Source organism: Streptomyces sp. NPDC051104, assembly GCF_040682835.1.
Taxonomy (GTDB): Bacteria; Actinomycetota; Actinomycetes; order Streptomycetales; family Streptomycetaceae; genus Streptomyces; species Streptomyces cynarae.
On the sequence record NZ_JBFBBS010000010.1, the window covers coordinates 116,853 to 131,798 of the forward strand.

Annotated in this window: 18 protein-coding genes; 13 read left to right on the plus strand and 5 right to left on the minus strand. The window is 68.6% G+C overall.

Annotated elements, in window-relative coordinates; translation table 11 throughout:
- The 6 genes from AB0N14_RS17530 to AB0N14_RS17555 all read left to right on the plus strand — a co-directional run bounded on the left by AB0N14_RS17530 (position 1) and on the right by AB0N14_RS17555 (position 4,367).
- Positions 1-477, plus strand: coding sequence for a hypothetical protein (locus tag AB0N14_RS17530; protein WP_366026536.1), 477 nt, complete (start codon positions 1-3; stop codon positions 475-477).
- Complete coding sequence (locus AB0N14_RS17535) at positions 474-890, plus strand: hypothetical protein (protein WP_366026537.1); 417 nt, start codon at positions 474-476, stop codon at positions 888-890. Before AB0N14_RS17530 ends, AB0N14_RS17535 begins: the two co-directional genes overlap by 4 nt.
- Positions 851-1,576: a hypothetical protein gene (locus AB0N14_RS17540; protein ID WP_366026538.1), complete on the plus strand. Its 726-nt coding sequence runs from the start codon at positions 851-853 to the stop codon at positions 1,574-1,576. The genes AB0N14_RS17535 and AB0N14_RS17540 overlap by 40 nt, the downstream gene beginning before the upstream one ends.
- A gap of 103 nt (positions 1,577-1,679) precedes the next feature.
- Positions 1,680-2,297, plus strand: coding sequence for a hypothetical protein (locus AB0N14_RS17545; protein ID WP_366026540.1), 618 nt, complete (start codon positions 1,680-1,682; stop codon positions 2,295-2,297).
- Positions 2,257-3,426, plus strand: coding sequence for an XRE family transcriptional regulator (locus tag AB0N14_RS17550; RefSeq protein ID WP_366026541.1), 1,170 nt, complete (start codon positions 2,257-2,259; stop codon positions 3,424-3,426). The genes AB0N14_RS17545 and AB0N14_RS17550 overlap by 41 nt, the downstream gene beginning before the upstream one ends.
- A 248-nt stretch (positions 3,427-3,674) precedes the next feature.
- On the plus strand, positions 3,675-4,367 hold the full coding sequence (locus tag AB0N14_RS17555) for a hypothetical protein (RefSeq protein WP_366026542.1): 693 nt from the start codon (positions 3,675-3,677) through the stop codon (positions 4,365-4,367).
- A gap of 278 nt (positions 4,368-4,645) precedes the next feature.
- Here AB0N14_RS17555 and AB0N14_RS17560 read toward each other — a convergent pair whose 3' ends face one another.
- Positions 4,646-5,920: a helix-turn-helix transcriptional regulator gene (locus AB0N14_RS17560; protein ID WP_366026543.1), complete on the minus strand. Its 1,275-nt coding sequence runs from the start codon at positions 5,918-5,920 to the stop codon at positions 4,646-4,648.
- Between the two features lie 255 nt (positions 5,921-6,175).
- Here AB0N14_RS17560 and AB0N14_RS17565 point away from each other — a divergent pair, with 255 nt between their 5' ends.
- From AB0N14_RS17565 to AB0N14_RS17585, 5 genes are read left to right on the plus strand one after another with little or no spacing between them, the layout of a single operon-like run.
- Positions 6,176-7,198 carry a dTDP-glucose 4,6-dehydratase gene (locus AB0N14_RS17565; protein ID WP_366026544.1) on the plus strand — a complete coding sequence of 341 codons (1,023 nt, stop codon included), beginning with the start codon at positions 6,176-6,178 and terminating at the stop codon, positions 7,196-7,198.
- Positions 7,191-8,195 (plus strand): ATP-grasp domain-containing protein, encoded by a 1,005-nt coding sequence (locus AB0N14_RS17570; protein ID WP_366026545.1) that lies wholly within the window; start codon positions 7,191-7,193, stop codon positions 8,193-8,195. The genes AB0N14_RS17565 and AB0N14_RS17570 overlap by 8 nt, the downstream gene beginning before the upstream one ends.
- On the plus strand, positions 8,192-9,445 hold the full coding sequence (locus AB0N14_RS17575) for an ATP-grasp domain-containing protein (RefSeq protein ID WP_366026547.1): 1,254 nt from the start codon (positions 8,192-8,194) through the stop codon (positions 9,443-9,445). The genes AB0N14_RS17570 and AB0N14_RS17575 overlap by 4 nt, the downstream gene beginning before the upstream one ends.
- Positions 9,442-10,590 (plus strand): DegT/DnrJ/EryC1/StrS family aminotransferase, encoded by a 1,149-nt coding sequence (locus AB0N14_RS17580; protein ID WP_366026548.1) that lies wholly within the window; start codon positions 9,442-9,444, stop codon positions 10,588-10,590. The genes AB0N14_RS17575 and AB0N14_RS17580 overlap by 4 nt, the downstream gene beginning before the upstream one ends.
- Entirely contained in the window at positions 10,575-11,006 is a 432-nt protein-coding gene (locus AB0N14_RS17585) for a low molecular weight phosphotyrosine protein phosphatase (protein WP_366026549.1), read from the plus strand. Before AB0N14_RS17580 ends, AB0N14_RS17585 begins: the two co-directional genes overlap by 16 nt.
- On the opposite strand, the gene AB0N14_RS17590 is transcribed toward AB0N14_RS17585, so the two are convergent.
- Together AB0N14_RS17590 and AB0N14_RS17595 are read right to left on the minus strand one after the other, a co-directional pair.
- On the minus strand, positions 10,960-12,171 hold the full coding sequence (locus tag AB0N14_RS17590; protein ID WP_366026550.1) for a UDP-N-acetylglucosamine--N-acetylmuramyl-(pentapeptide) pyrophosphoryl-undecaprenol N-acetylglucosamine transferase: 1,212 nt from the start codon (positions 12,169-12,171) through the stop codon (positions 10,960-10,962). The genes AB0N14_RS17585 and AB0N14_RS17590 overlap by 47 nt on opposite strands.
- 118 nt (positions 12,172-12,289) lie before the next feature.
- Positions 12,290-12,508: a hypothetical protein gene (locus tag AB0N14_RS17595; RefSeq protein WP_366026551.1), complete on the minus strand. Its 219-nt coding sequence runs from the start codon at positions 12,506-12,508 to the stop codon at positions 12,290-12,292.
- A gap of 409 nt (positions 12,509-12,917) precedes the next feature.
- Here AB0N14_RS17595 and AB0N14_RS17600 point away from each other — a divergent pair, with 409 nt between their 5' ends.
- Together AB0N14_RS17600 and AB0N14_RS17605 are read left to right on the plus strand one after the other, a co-directional pair.
- A complete protein-coding gene (locus AB0N14_RS17600; RefSeq protein ID WP_366026552.1) occupies positions 12,918-13,103 on the plus strand; it encodes a hypothetical protein in 186 nt (61 codons plus the stop codon).
- A 26-nt stretch (positions 13,104-13,129) separates the two neighbouring features.
- Positions 13,130-14,146 (plus strand): ATP-dependent DNA ligase, encoded by a 1,017-nt coding sequence (locus AB0N14_RS17605; protein ID WP_366026553.1) that lies wholly within the window; start codon positions 13,130-13,132, stop codon positions 14,144-14,146.
- Positions 14,147-14,159: 13 nt separating this feature from the next.
- On the opposite strand, the gene AB0N14_RS17610 is transcribed toward AB0N14_RS17605, so the two are convergent.
- On the minus strand, positions 14,160-14,372 hold the full coding sequence (locus AB0N14_RS17610; RefSeq protein WP_366026554.1) for a hypothetical protein: 213 nt from the start codon (positions 14,370-14,372) through the stop codon (positions 14,160-14,162).
- Positions 14,373-14,426: 54 nt separating this feature from the next.
- Complete coding sequence (locus AB0N14_RS17615; RefSeq protein ID WP_366026555.1) at positions 14,427-14,777, minus strand: DUF6233 domain-containing protein; 351 nt, start codon at positions 14,775-14,777, stop codon at positions 14,427-14,429.
- Positions 14,778-14,946 lie beyond the last annotated feature (169 nt).

Sequence of the window (14,946 nt, forward strand, 5' to 3'; positions counted from 1 at the left end):
GTGACAACGACTGCACAGGCCGAGGGGCCCAGGATCGTCGGCGAGGCGCTGGCGATGGGCGTGAGCGGCGACTTGGAGGGCGGCGTCGACCTGATCGTGCCGCTGATCGCGGCCGGCTGGGGGAGCGCGTACGCGCTGGCGGCGATGCTCGCGGAGACTGCCTCGCACATCGCTCGCCGCGACCACGAGCCCGGCACGGTGTTCGGGATGCCGGTGCAGAACACCGAGACCGGCGAGTGGGAATCGGCGGAGGTACTGCCGCCGCACGTGCGGTTCGCGGCGCAGTTCACCACCGCGTGGGCGAACCGCGACCGGGCGCACGCCGAAGCCATGTTCACCGCCTTGTACGAGCACTCCGCGCCGGACGGCAGCGACCTGGTCGACGGGCTGCTGATGCTGTTCCAGATGGCCGTGTGCACCTCGCAAGAGGTGGTCGCCGAGGAGCGGGCCAAGCGGGAGCGGGGGAGCGGCTCGTGACCCTGGTGACCCGCGACAAGAAGACCGGCCTGCGCCGGGGCCCGATCCGTTTCCCCGACGGGCATCCGCTGGTGCCGTCCGGGTGCCGCTGGTGCGGCATACCCGAGGCCACACACGGCCGGGGCTACATCGCCTCGGTCGGGATGCACACGTGGGAGCAGCCGACCAGCGCGCAGGTCCTCCGCCGTATGCAGGCCCGCGCCAAGGCCCAGCGGCACGCCCGCCACGAGCAGCAGCCCGGCACGGTCTTCGGCATGCCGATTCAGAACGTGGAGGCAGGCGAGTTGGCGTTGGCGGAGGTGCTGCCGCCGTTCGGGTTCCACCGTGTTAGGAATGCTCTGCCGGGGCGAGGTGTGATTCGAGGTGGAGCCAGGTGGCATCAGGGAACAGCAAGATCGTCAAGTTGGAGTTGACTCCGCTCGGCAACCGTCCGCGAAACTGCCCTCCTGAGGCACAGGGAGCGTGGAACTACCTGGTTGGTGCTCATGCAAGCGTTTCAGGACTGTTCGACACCCTCCACGTCCTCCGCCTCAAGTCCGCGGAGGAAAGCGACCCGCGAGGTCGGCTGTCCCACGATCAGACCGATCAGCTGCGAGCGGCGCTCGTTTTCAGCTCCTCGGGACTGGACGCGTGTCTCCGCAGGCTTCTGCGTGACGCGCTTCCGGTCCTCGTCAACGGCAACACGGACGCTGAGGGCAGGTTCAAGGCGTTTGTGAACGAGCAGCTGAACGGGGCAAAGGCCCCCAAGCACATCAGGACCGCATTGATCGACCGAGACCCCAGAAGTCGGCTGATCGAGTCCTATGTTGACGCGTTGACCGGGTCCAGCTTGCAGCAGGTATCAGACCTACGGAAGGTCAGAGACGCGCTAGGGATCGCCTCCGCCGCCATAACAGACACTGTGATCGAGAAGCTGGGGCCCTTCTTCGCCGCCCGTAACGAGGTCGCACACGAGCTGGATCTCGTCGATCCGAGCGGCAGGGGGACCACCACACGCAGAGGCCGCAAGATGGCTGATGTCAGAGATCAATGCGACGAAGTCCTCCTACAGGTTCGGTCGTTCGTCCGCCATTCGGCCAAGCTGATCGGACAGTGCTGACCACCATGTTTGCCACGCCGACCTGACCGTCGACGCACCGCCAGGGATGGCTGCGGCGCCACATGCTTGCAAGTCTGAGAATCTCGGTCATAAAATCACTGCCATGCTCAGACCCGAGGATGCACGGTTCATTACGGAGGCCATCACGCCTCTCGCCGCACCGCTCCATGAGGCCTTGGAGCAGGGCCGGTTGAACGCGGACGATCACTATGATCGACACGAGATGACCGGCCGGCGCTTCCTCAAGGGCCGGACAGACCTGACGCGAGACCACGCGCTGGCCCACCTGCTGCGACAGGACCTCGCTGGCTGGAGCCCTTCCCGTCGCGGGAGCGGGCGAATCCATTTGTCACGGAATGCGATGTCCATTCGCCTGCTCCACCGTTCGCCGTTCGGTGATTCTGTGCCTCCGCCAGGGAAAAACCGGGCTCGCATAAACTATTATCGAAACCCGGTGCCCGATCTCATCGGAGTGGAGGCGAGTCAACTCCTGGCGGTGTGGGATGTTGATGAGAAGGGTGAGGTGGTCATCCGCGTCGTCCGGCCAACAAGGTCGTTCAAAGCTGGAGCGGTCTCAACGTCGGACTACGACTTGCTCCTACCGCGCAGTGCAGAGGATCTTTCCAAGCTCGAGTTCATCTCAAGCGACGAAGAGATCGACCTTGGTTTCCTGTTCGAAGATGACGAAACGCAAGAAGGAACTGGAGAGGGAAGTGCTTGATACCGGTGCGCGGCTGCGCACGCTCCGCATGCTCATGGGGCTGACCCAGAAGGAACTTGAGAGCATTGCCGGGGTGACGCAGTCGATGATCTCCGGTATCGAAAGGGGAGACAAAACTGCCAGCGAGGAGACTCTGTTGGCCGTCGCTCGCGCCACGGGCACCCCCTATAGCTTCTTCCTTGTGGACCCAGACGATCTCCCGACGGACACACTTCACTTCCGCAAGAAGGCCAGTGCCTCAGCCAAGGAGATTGATCGAGTCAAGGCGACAGCGCGAGAGGCATATCGCGTAGCCTCCCAGCTCATCGTGGAGACGCGCATGCGGCGCCTCCCGGTGCCACGTGCGGAAGGTGAGATTGACGAAGCGACTATCGAGACGCTGGCAGCGGAGACTCGGGATGCTCTCGGCGTTGCCCGCGATGGAATCCTGAAGCACGTCATTCGGACCTGCGAACGCGCCGGAATCCCCGTTGTCCCTCTGGTACTCGTCGACGGCACTGGCGAACAGGAGGACGTGGCCATCGGTCATTCCGGCGTCTCGTGCTGGCGAGGGGTATCCGATCCGCAGCTGATCGCCTATTTCGGCTCGGATGCCGGAGATCGTCAACGCTTCACTGTGGCACACGAGTTGGGACATCTTGTGCTGCATCCGGCTCGTCGCACTATCTCGACAAAACAAGCGGAGGCAGAGGCGCACAGGTTTGCCGGTGCCTTCCTCATCCCGGAAGAGCAAGCGCGTGAGGCACTCAGTGGGAACTTCACTCTTCGGAACCTGGCGGTCCTGAAGTCCAACTGGGGTATTTCTATGCAGGCGCTGATCGAGAGGGCGTTTGGGCTAGGGCTCATCGACAGCACTCGTCGTTCCAGTCTCTACCGGCAGATGGCCACTAACCAGTGGAGGTCTCGGGAGCCTGTTACCGTTCACCCGGAGCAACCGGCTCTCATGCGCATGATGATGAAGCGCCGGTTCGGCACCTCGCCGTCCCTACGTCAGACTGCGGAAGAACTCGGCCTGCATCCCGTTCTTATGCGGTCACTTGCGCCCGAGCTCTCCACGCCGTCTCAGAGTTCGCATAGCGGTGAAGTGGTCAGTTTGCGTGATCGGCGTCGGGACTTGCAGCACGCATAGTGTTCATCGCTGATTCGGTCTACGTCCCTAAAAGCTGTCGCGTAATCGTCGGCGAGCACCCTCGACTGAGACGAACAGGAAGTTCGCGCCAGGCGGCACTGGCCTTGATGTCAACCTGCGCCGAATCCAGGAAAGCTGACGCCCGCTGGGACCAGGAATGAGTGGAAACCCCTTCTTTACCGTTCCCGGTGCTTGCGCGCCCGCCCTGCGGTATGACTAGGTAGGGCTGCGATCGGCTGGAGGCGGAAGTGGCAATGGAATTGGGCATGGTTGGCCCGGCGCAGAGTGAGTACTTGTATCACTTCACAGGCAGAAACGGGCCCCGGCCGCACTGGGTGCCGGAGGAGATACAGAGCGCGAGTCCCGAGGCGCGGCTGGAGGCGATCCTTCAGGAGCGCAAGTTCCGGGCATTCGCTCCTTTCGGCGCCGCCGACCCTGGGGAGTCGGGTATGCCGTGTCTGTGCTTCTCCGAGAGCCCCCCAGAACATCTGGATCACCTGATCCAGTGGCGACGCTTCGACCCATGGGGAGTGGTCACCACCCGGTCCATGATCAATCGACATGGCGGCGGTGCCGTGGCGTATGTACCGCCGGATGTGCACGAGGACTTCAAGAAGGCCGATCTAGGGCACTGGGCTGTCCGCACCGAACAGCGCTCAACGTGGCTGCACGAGCGTGAATGGAGGCTCCCCATCCGCAAGGGGGGCGTCGGTATCCAGAGCCTCGCTGCGATCCTTGTTGGTAATGCCGAGTGGCGGCCGGAGAAGGTGCCCGTAGGCTGGGTAGATCGTTCGACAGGCGAGCCATTGCCAGGTCCCGAGGCAAACCCGTACGCGGAACCGGTCCTTGACTACCCGAGTCTGTGGCGTGAGTCGCCGATCTGGGTGTGGGACAAGGAAACCAGGAAGCTGGTCAAGTACGACGCCGGTGAGCTGTGCTGAAGAGTGCCCGAACCGATGCCAGTCCGGCCAGCCGGCGTAAATCCGGCTGCGTCGACAGCCCAATGCGCACTATGGTCCTCCACTCGCAGGTGCGCAGGTAGCGGCCACTTCTCCTGTCAAGAGCGTGACGCGGGCTGGAGTCCCGCCGCCGACGTCGTGCCGGTGTCGTCTAGCGGCCTAGGACAGGTACGTTGCCGCAGCCGACCTTGATCTCTGCACACTCAGGCACGGGCCGCCCGCCACGGGGGATTTCAGGCGGGCGGCTTCGTCACGTCCGGTCAGGCGACCAGGGCGCCGGTGCGGGCCGCGAACTCGCGCACGCCCTCGATGCGGGTCGGCCCGTACAGCAGGCCGGCCGTCAGCGCCCGCAGCGCGGGCCGCCGCACCTCCTGGGGCGCCTCCTGCTCGACCCGGCGGAGCGCGGCGAACGTCTGCTTGCCGTCGCCGAGCGCGTTCCACATGCGGGCGACATCGGTCCATGCCCGCGCCCGCCGCTCCGGAGTCGACATCCGGTCCACGTTCAGCCGGGCCGCGACCGGCACCGCCTCGTCCGGGGTGCCCAGCGCGTTCAGCACACCGATCCGGTACACGTCGACCTGCGTGCGAGTGGCCTCCACCGTGAACAGGCCCGGCACGGCCGTCCGCCGCCCAGCCTCCTCCTCGGCCTCCTCCAGCAGCGACAGGGCAGTTGTCCGGTCCCGGCCGGTGGCCGCCGAGTACGCGCCGGTCAGCAGCAGCGTCGTCCGTACGGCACCCGTGTGGTCGCGGGAGGCGTCCAGGTCGGCGGCCTCCTTGGTCAGCAGATGCACCGCGGCTGTGGAGCGGCCCGAGCGGCGCATGGCGATCGCCAGCTGCCGCGAGGCCTCCCCGACGGCCACCGGGATGCCGCTGCAGCGCGCAGCCGCCAGCGCCCGGTCGGCGGCCACCCACGCCGCATCCGAGTGCTGCTTGGCGGCCAGCTCGGCAGCGAGCACGTAGCTGCGGGCCAGCGCCAGGTCGGCCTGCTCCCGGGTCCGGCCCGACGCGGCGTCCCGCGTCGCGGTCGCCGACGCGATCAGACCGGGCAGCGTCTGCCCGAGCCGCGTGTACTGGGTTGCGCAGAAGTCCCGGCGGGCGGCAGCGATCTGCGCGACCAGCCGGGGCAGCGGCACGGGCTCCGCCTGCGGCAGCCGGAACAGCGCCACGTCCAAATCCACGGGCTGGGCAGCGGCGGCAGCCGGCCCGGCGCCGACGACGGCCGTCGCCCCCGCTGCCACCACTCCCGTCAGCAGGTTCCTACGACGCACCTCGTCCTCCTCAACCGACCGGCAACCTCCAGCCACCGTAGCGACATTGGCCATGCCGGATACGGCAGACGCACGCAGCTGCTCGGGTGCGATCCGCAGGACCGCGGCGAACTTCAGCAGAGTCGGGTAGTCGACCTGCATCTGCCCGCTCTCGATGCGCGAGACGGCCGACGCCGAGTAACCAGTGGCCTTGCCGACCTCGGCCTGCGTTTTCCGCGCGGCGCAGCGCGCCCCGCGTAAGAGGGCACCGATCTCCTCCGCGCCCATGGGCACCTCCTCGGACCCGCAATCGGGTGAGGGAGAACGTAGCGCCGCTCGGCAGACGTTGGGAGGGCGCGCGGATGCACGCCGTATGCGGGATCCGCACACCGCTTGCCGATGCCCGCCTGCCCGCTCCGCACCGCCCGCGCGGGCCGCCATGGTGAGGTCCGCACCCGGCAACCGCTGGGCGTCTCCACGACCGGCACCCCCAACTGCGGCACACCCATGCCGTCGACCGGTCATTCTCACCGGAGGCAAGACATGAAGCTGTTGGTTACCGGCGGCGCCGGTTTCATCGGCTCACACTTCGTTCGGCGCATCCTGGACGCCGACGACATCGAACAGGTCACCGTCCTCGACGCACTGACCTATGCCGGCCACGTCGCGAATCTCGGATCGGCGTTCCTCAGCCCCAAGCTGCAGTTCGTCCACGGCGACATCTTCGACGCCGAACTGGTCGACGCATTGGTCGGCGAGCACACGGCCGTCGTCCACTTCGCCGCCGAGTCCCACGTCGACCGCTCGTTCACCACCACCACGATGTTCCTGACCACGAACGTCCACGGCACCCAGAACCTCGCGGACGCGGCCATGCGGCACGGCATCGAGAAGTTCATCCACGTCTCCACGGACGAGGTGTACGGGCCGCTCCTGGAAGGCGCAGCCACCGAGGACTACCCGCTCCGCCCCACCGTCCCCTACGCCGCGTCGAAAGCCGCCAGCGACCTGATCGCGCTGAGCTACTGGCAGACGTACGGCGTCCCGGTCTGCGTCACCCGCTCCTCGAACAACTACGGGCCGAACCAGCACCCGGAAAAGATCATCCCGCTGTTCGTGACGCGCCTGCTGCGCGGCGAGCAGGTCACCCTCCACGACCGGGGCCAGCACGTCCGCAACTGGCTCCACGTCGAGGACAACTGCGCGGGCGTCGAACTCGTCCTGCGCCAGGGCGTGCCCGGCCAGGTCTACAACATCGGCGGCGGCACCGACCTGTCCAGCAAGGACCTGACCGGGGAGCTGCTGCGGATCTGCGGCGCCGACTGGGACCGGGTCACGTACATCCCGGACCGGCTGTCCAACGACCTGCGCTACGCCATGGACTGGTCGAAGCTCGCCGCCCTCGGCTACCGGCCCGCCCGCGACTTCAAGGCCGGGCTGGAGGAGACCGCGGACTGGTACCGCCGCAACCCCGACCGGTGGGCGCCGCTCTCCCGCAGCCCTCTGCCGGCCGTGCCCTCCCCGCGCACCGAGCCCATCTCCGAGAAGGAACGCCAGCATGCCTGACCAGACCCCGCGCCGGATTCTCGTCACCGGCGTCGGCGCCAACCCGGGCTTCGGCCTCGCCCGCAGCCTGCTGCGGCTCGGCCACCGGGTTGTCGCCGTCGACGCCAACCCGCTCGCCCCCGGCTTCTTCCTGGACGACGTCTCGCCGTACGTCATCCCGCGCGCCGACGACCCCGACTACCCGGAGGCCATCACCGAGCTGTGCCGAGCCTTGGCCGTCGATGCGATCGTGGCCGGCATCGAGAACGACCTGCCGCCGCTGCTCGACCTGCGGGCCCGCCTCGAAGCCGACGGCGTACGCCTGTGGCTGCCGGACGCCGAATCGGTGCACAACTGCATCGACAAGGCCCGCTTCCACGACACCCTGACCGAGCACGGCATCCCGACCCCGCGCACCTGGGACCCCGAAGACCTCGACCTGGTGCCCGCCGACATCGAGCTGGTCGTCAAGCCGCGAGTCGGCCACGGCGCCCAGGGCGTGCACATGCCGACGTCCCGGCGGCAGGCCCGCGTGCTGTGCGAACTGGTCCCCGGCGCGATCGTGCAGGAACGCATTCACGGCACCGAGTTCACGGCCGACTGCCTCGTGGACCGCGAAGGCCGCGCCTCGGTGATCCTGCGCCGCCGCGACCTGGTGAGGGCCGGATGCGTCGCCGTCTCCACGACGTTCGAGGACCAAGCCGTGCACGACCTCGTCGTGGACACGCTGCGGGCCGTCCGCGCGCAGGGCCTCAGTTGCGTCCAGGGGTTCATCACAGACGACGGCCGAGTCACGATCACCGAGCTGAACGGCCGCATCGCCGGAGGGTTCGCGCTGACCGAGGCCGCCGGCGCGGACCTGGTCGGCCAGATGGTCAACGGCCTGTTCGGTCGGCCGGTCGACCACGATCAGCTCACCTACCGCACCGGCATGTTCCTCACGAACTTCCTGGAGACGTTGCGCGTCGGCGACGTCACCGAGCTGGAGATCGTCGCCCCGAGGGGAGCCACAGCATGAAGACCACTGTCAGGCCCGACAGCATGTCTGAGCACTGGCCGCAGGACGCACTGATTGTGCTGGGCGCGTCGGAGGAGCAGATCCCGCTCTACCAGGAGGCGCGGCGTCGCGGAATCCCGACCATCGCCGTGGACATGCGGCCGGACGCTCCCGCGCTTCCGTTCGCTGACGCGACCCTGAAGATCTCCACCCGGCACACCGACGCCATCGCCGACGCGCTGGGCGACGTGCACCCCGCCGGGATCGTCTGCGGCGCAAGCGACGCCGCGCTGGCCAGCTGGCACGCCCTGTGCCTGCACTACGGCACCGCCTACGTGTATCCCGAGAGTGCACTCGCGGCCGGCGACAAGGCTGCCTTCCACGCGATCGCCGCATCCTGCGGCGTCACCACGTACGGATGGACCGTATCCGACAACCCTGACCAGGTCGTCACTGAAGCGGCAGGGATGCGCTTCCCACTCGTGATCAAGCCTGTGGACGGTTCGGGTAGCAAGGGCGTCAGCCGCATCACCGGCCCCGACGACCTGCCCGCCGCCGTCGCCTACGCCCGCTCCTACTCCGCCTCTCAGACCGTGATCGCTGAGGAATTCCTTGAAGGCCGCCCCTTGGCCATCGAGGTCTTCATGCACGACGGCAAAGCGCTGATGACCTGTATCAAGGACAAGGCGTTCGTCGACGGGAGCTTCGTCGTCAGGCGGCTGAGCACTGCACAGCTGCCCTCGGCGACACAGGATCAACTCGAGGCCACCGTCGAACGGCTGTGCCGTGCCCTCGGCATCGACAACGGGCCGGCGAACTTCGACGCCGTCCTCGGCACGGACGGCCAGGAGCGCGTCATCGAGGCCAACGCACGCCTCGGTGGTGACGGCGTCCCGCGACTGCTCGCCGCCGCGTACGGCGTGGACGTCGTGCGTGCGCTCATCGCGCTCGCGCTCGGCGAGCCGTTCGCCGACCACCTGGCGCCGACGCGCGGTGCGCACGCGGCGCTGGAGCTGATCGGCTCACCGCTCGCCGCCGAAGGCGAACTCGTCGCCTGGGAAGGCGTCGCCGAAGCCCGCAACCTCCCCGGGATCACCGATATCGAGCTGTTCGCCAAGCCGGGCGACCTCGTACGACCGCATGACCAGTCCGGCCACAAGATCGGCCTGCTCGTCGCTGCCGGGCCAACGGTTGCGGACGCATCCTCGGCTCTGACGACGGCGAGCGCGCTGGTCCGACCGATCATCCGACCGACCACGGAGCCGTCATGACCACCACCGTGAAACCGGGCGCCGGACGCAACAACACGCCGTTCCTGTACGGCGAGGAGGCCGCCGCAGTCGCCCGCGTGCTGGAGACCGGCCAGTACGGGCACACCGACGTCACCGAGGAGTTCGAGCGGCGCATCGCCGAGTTCCTGGGCGTCCGGGACGCCGTGGCCGTCATGTCCGGCACCGCGGCCCTGCACACGGCACTGCTCGCCGCCGAAGTCGGCCCCGGCCACGAAGTGATCGTGCCGTCCATGACGTTCTGCGCGACCATCCAGGCGATCCTTACCACCGGCGCCACACCCCGGTTCGTGGACATCGACCCGGCCACGCTGTGCGTCACCGACCAGCTCGTCATGGACGCCGTCACCGACCGCACGCGCGCGATCATGCCGGTCCTGTTCGGCGGGCGGGCCATCGACTTCTCCCGCATCCGCAAGGAGCTGGCCGCCCGCGAAATCGCCATCGTGGAGGACGCCGCGCACGCCTTCGGCTCCCGCAACGGCACCCGCCGCGTCGGCGCCACCGGAGACCTCACCTGTTTCTCGTTCGGCCCGATTAAGAACCTCACCTGCGGCCAGGGCGGCGTCGTCATCCCGCGCGGCCACGTTGAGGCCGCCACGCTCCGCCGGATCCGTATGCTCGGCGTCGTCCAGTCCCAGGCCGAACGCGCCCAGACCACCAGCTACACCGTGGAGGGCTTCGGGCTTCGCTACCAGATGTCCGGCATCAACGCCGCCATCGGCCTCGCTCAGCTCGACCACTTCGAGCAGGCCGAGACGACCCGCCGCACCCTGTGGCGCACGTACCGGCGAGCCCTCGCAGACCTGGACGGCGTGACCCTGGTCGACGTCGACCCCGACCACTCCGTACCGCACCTGTGCCAGGTCCTCATCCCCAACCGGGACGAGGTGCACGCGCAGATGAAGGCCCGCGGCATCGGCGTCGGCGTCCACTACCCGCCCAACCATCTGCAGCCCGCGTTCGCCCAGTGGCGTCGCGACTTGCCCGCCACCGAGCAAGTCGGCGCCGAGGTCCTGACGCTGCCGTTCCATCAGCACCTCAGCGAGGCGGACGTCGACCAGGTCGTCACCGCCCTCGGCCAGGCCCTAAAGACCGTGGGAGCCGCATCGTGCGCAAGGTCCTGACCGTCTGCCTCGGCAACTACTGCCGGTCGCCGTTCGCCGCGCTCGCCCTCGCCCGGCGCGGTGCTGGTGAACTCGAAGTCCGCTCAGCCGGGCTGATCGGCAAGTGGGAAGGCGAGCCCGCCAACGAGCAGATGATCGAGGCTGCCCGACGGCTCGGTCTCGACCTCACCGGCCACCGCGCCACGCAGCTCACCCGGGAGATGCTCGACTGGGCCGACACCGTCCTGGCGATGGACGCCTCCGTGCTCGACGTCCTTCACGAGATCGCCGACGATGACGTTCAGCCCAAGCTCCGCCTGTACCTGAACGACCGCGACGTCCCCGACCCCATGGGCAAGGACCAGGCGGCGTTCAACGACTGCGCCGTCCTCATCGAGGCAGGGACGGCTCTCCACGTCGGCCAGCCTGACCAGTGACCGGCTGACCCGCCGCGGCGGACAGGACCTCGTCCACGAGCCTATCCGCCGCGTCCGGACGGCCATACGCACGGGCCCGCTCCGCCATGCCCCACCGCACCTGGGCATCGGCCAGGAGCGGGCTCACTGCTTCCTGCAGCCGGGCCGCCGTCACCTCACCGGTGAGCGCCACTGCCGCCCCGGCCTCCTGCAGATGCCGGGCGTTGTGCACCTGCTCGTTCCCCGCCGACGACGCCAACGGCACGAACACGGCCGGCTTGCCCAGCGCGGTCAGCTCCGCCAGCGTCCCCGCCCCGCTCCGCGACACCACGACATCGGCCAGGGCCAGGACGTCGGGCAGCTCGCCACTGACGAACCCCGTCAGGTGGTAGCGGGCCGCCAACTCGGCCGGAAGCCCGGCCGCCCGCGCCCGCAGCCCCGACTCGTTGGCCGGGCCGCACTGGTGGATGACGTTCGCGTACTGCAGCAGCCACGGCAGCACCTCGCCGACCAGCCCGTTGATCTGCTGCGAGCCCTGCGCCCCGCCGGTCACGTACACGGTCGGCAGCTGCCGGTCGAAGCCCCACAGCTGCAGCGCCTGGACAGCCCTGTCCGCCTGTCCGGACAGAACCTCGGGACGCACCGGGTTGCCCGTCACCACCGCCACCGAGCGCGCCGACTCCGACAGCAGCTCAAGGGTCGACTCCGACGACACGCAGATCCGCGCCGCCGAGGCAGCCAGCTTCCGGTTCGCCAGCCCCAGGCGCACCGTCTGCTCATGAAGCACGAGCGGCCGATGGCACATCCGCGCCGCCAGCCCGGCCGGGACAGCCACATAGCCGCCGGTCGCCAGCACCACATCCGGCTGGAACTGGTCGATCGTCCGGCGCGCCTGGAGCACGCCGAGCGGCACCCGGGCCATGTCCCTGACGTTCGCCGGCGACGCCATCTTGAGCGGGTTCTTGGAGCGGCGGATCTTGCCGGTCGCCACCGTGGTGAAGGCGATGCCCTCGGCCGGGGCGACGCGCGCCTCCAGGCCGTCAGCCGTTCCGATCCACAGTGTCTCGAGCGCCCGGCCTTCGGCGGCGAGCCGGGCCTGCAGCGTGCGAACCGCGGTCAGCGCGGGATACGTGTGTCCACCGGTCCCGCCGCCCGTGACGACGAGACGGAAAGGGGCGCTGTGCATCGGGGCTGCTCCTCGGCGAAACGGAGATCAGACGAGCCGCCACAGTAGCGGCTACGGAACGCTGGCTCGGTCGCCTCGCGCGAATCCACGCCACGCGTCGGCCGCGGCCCCGGCGCCCTCAGCCCGCCCAGCCCACGTTCACGACCTCGATACCGTCCAAGTAGGCAACGAACTGGACCCACGAGCGCGCCCCGAACCACAGGGCGCCCTCCCAACTCCCGGTCGCCGGCCACACGTCCCGCCGCACCAACACCGCGGCGATCGTCTCCATGACTTCCCGGCGGCCATCGTCGGGAAGCTCGGCCAGAGCCTCCTCAACCTGGAACGCGAGATCCACCCGATACGGCATCGCACACCCCCGTGCTCGTGGTCTGGAGCAGCACCGTACGGCCCGGCCATCAGCCGCGAGAAGGCCTGTGGAAAACCCCCACCGCGTCACCCGGACGACATGCGCAGTCCGCCATTCGGGCTCATCCTGAGAACGGCCCGACCAGGCGCCACACCGACCTGACCCGGGAGGTGCTGTGTTCCTGCTTGCCCTGCTCATACCGGTCCTGATGGTGGCGTTCCTGTTCGCCACAGCCGCACTGGAGGAACTTCTCTTCCCCGGCCCCGCAATCGCCGACACCACGCCCCCCGACGGGCCAACCGACCAGGCGCTGGCAGAGGCCGCGCCACCCGCCCAACGGTCACCCGCAAGCACCGCACAGCTCGCGCCTGAGCCTCCCCGGCCATAGACAGAAGGCATGACCGACGAAGACCAGGTGCACCGCCCCGGCGAGACCGTTCCCGTCTCAGGCATCTACGAATGCGACTGCGGCCAGGGGCACGAGTACAGCACCGACGTGAAGGGGCACCGTTTCCCGCCCCTGCACGAAGCCTGTAGCGGCAGCGGCTGGAAGCTCAAGGCACCTGCGCACCCCGGCGGCTGACCCAGCCCTCGCGGACGCACGGCAGCATGGTGCTGCGCCCTCCGGTGGAACCGATGCTCGCCCAGGCCCGGGATACGCTCCCGGGCCCCGGCGCGCTCCCCGGCGGGCTCGCCTACGAGATCAAGTTTGATGGTTACCGCGCGATCCTCTACACCCCGACCGCGGAACCCGGCCCGGTTCTGCTGCAGCTACGCCGGGGCAGTCTGGTGCAGGGCCGATTCCCCGAGCTGGTCCGGGCTGCCGCAGATCTCCCCGCCGGTCTGGTCCTGGACGGCGAAATCGTCGTGTGGGCAGGGGAGCAGCTGTCCTTCGAGGCGCTCCAGCGCCGGGCAGCCTCCAGCGGCGCCACCGCCAAGCGGCTGGCCCAGGTGCTGCCGGCGCACTTCATCGCGTTCGACGTCCTGCAGAACGACGGCCAGGAACTCTTGCGCGTCCCGTACACGGACCGGCGCGCACAACTGGAGTCGCTGTTCACCACGTACAGCCTCACAGCCCCCTGGACGCTGTGCCCGATGACCACCGACGTCGCTACCGCCCAGGAGTGGCTGACCTCCTGGACGCAGGTTCCAGGCGTCGAAGGACTCGTGATCAAGGGCCTCCAGCAAAACTACGCTCCTGGCGTCCGGGGCTGGTACAAGATCCGCCGACGCCACACCACCGAGGCCATCATCGGCGGCATCACCGGGACGCTGCGCCGCCCGCAATCCCTCGTCCTGGGCCGCTACGACGACGAGGGCACCCTCCAGCCCGTCGGCCGCAGCACACCACTGCGCCCCGCCGCCGCTCAACAGCTCGCGCAGCACCTCGTCTCAGGCGGAGGCGGCCACCCTTGGGCGGGGATGCGGTTCACCGCGTCCTGGGGCTCGCGTGAGCCCCTCGACGTCACCCTCGTCGCCCCCCGCCTCGTGGCCGAGATCGACGCCGACACAGTGCGAGACCGCGGGGCGTGGCGGCACCCAGTGCGGTTCACCCGGCTCCGCGACGACATGGCACCCGACGACGCACCTCGGTTCGGTGAGGGCTCAACACCCGCTTCGGGCTGACCCAGCAGTCCAGTCACTCCTGGGGCACCCACACGTCCGGGCCGCCGTCACGCCACTCGATCAGGTCCGACGTCGCCGCGTCGACGTCCTCCAACCCGGCCCGCCTCAAGAACTCCTCGACGTCCCCCACGCTGTACGCGACACCCAGGATCACCGCGTCCACCGTCACCGCACGGCCGCCCGTAGCCGACGGCCCGCGCACCACCACGGAACGCTGCCCAGACATGTCCACAGGATCATCCCGGCTGTCCGGACACGCATCTGGACAGCCGCCTCCTTCCTACTCCAGGAACCCGAGTGCTGTGTCCGGACGGCAGTGTGTGCATGCCGGCACCTGCTGACGCAGCGCATCCAACACTTGCGCCCGCGTCGCCGGACGACACCGGCCGCTCTTCGCCGCGACCCAGCAGCCACCCACATGCACCGCATCGAGGTTCTGCCGGTTCAGCCCGTACTGGACCAGCCACTCAGGCGGAGGGGGCCGCATCTCTTCGGCACGCCGCCGCGCCTCCTCCCGTCTCTGCTCCTCAGCGATCCAACCGTCGATCTGCGCCAGCGCCCTCGTCGCCTGCTGCACCACCACGCGCCGCGCGAACTGCAGCAGCTCAAGACGAGATGGTGGGTCGGTCATGCGTTCGATTCTAAGTCCCGGGCCGGTCGGGTATCGGTATCGATCCGATGACCTCTCGCAGCGAAGGTTGAGCGTTCTCAGCGAAGGTTGAGCAGGCTGATCGGCGGGGCGGACATGGTGCCCGCGTTCGGAGGTCTGGACGAGCTCTGAGCAGGCAGCAGGTGCCTTC

Bases quoted from the DNA above. Each gene is read 5' to 3' on its own strand.
- AB0N14_RS17545 (WP_366026540.1), top strand. From the start codon at position 1,680: ATGCTCAGACCCGAGGATGCACGGTTCATTACGGAGGCCATCACGCCT.
- AB0N14_RS17550 (WP_366026541.1), top strand. From the start codon at position 2,257: ATGACGAAACGCAAGAAGGAACTGGAGAGGGAAGTGCTTGATACCGGT.
- AB0N14_RS17560 (WP_366026543.1), bottom strand. From the start codon at position 5,920: ATGGGCGCGGAGGAGATCGGTGCCCTCTTACGCGGGGCGCGCTGCGCC.
- AB0N14_RS17565 (WP_366026544.1), top strand. From the start codon at position 6,176: ATGAAGCTGTTGGTTACCGGCGGCGCCGGTTTCATCGGCTCACACTTC.
- AB0N14_RS17570 (WP_366026545.1), top strand. From the start codon at position 7,191: ATGCCTGACCAGACCCCGCGCCGGATTCTCGTCACCGGCGTCGGCGCC.
- AB0N14_RS17575 (WP_366026547.1), top strand. From the start codon at position 8,192: ATGAAGACCACTGTCAGGCCCGACAGCATGTCTGAGCACTGGCCGCAG.
- AB0N14_RS17580 (WP_366026548.1), top strand. From the start codon at position 9,442: ATGACCACCACCGTGAAACCGGGCGCCGGACGCAACAACACGCCGTTC.
- AB0N14_RS17590 (WP_366026550.1), bottom strand. From the start codon at position 12,171: ATGCACAGCGCCCCTTTCCGTCTCGTCGTCACGGGCGGCGGGACCGGT.
- AB0N14_RS17600 (WP_366026552.1), top strand. From the start codon at position 12,918: ATGACCGACGAAGACCAGGTGCACCGCCCCGGCGAGACCGTTCCCGTC.
- AB0N14_RS17605 (WP_366026553.1), top strand. From the start codon at position 13,130: ATGGTGCTGCGCCCTCCGGTGGAACCGATGCTCGCCCAGGCCCGGGAT.
- AB0N14_RS17610 (WP_366026554.1), bottom strand. From the start codon at position 14,372: ATGTCTGGGCAGCGTTCCGTGGTGGTGCGCGGGCCGTCGGCTACGGGC.
- AB0N14_RS17615 (WP_366026555.1), bottom strand. From the start codon at position 14,777: ATGACCGACCCACCATCTCGTCTTGAGCTGCTGCAGTTCGCGCGGCGC.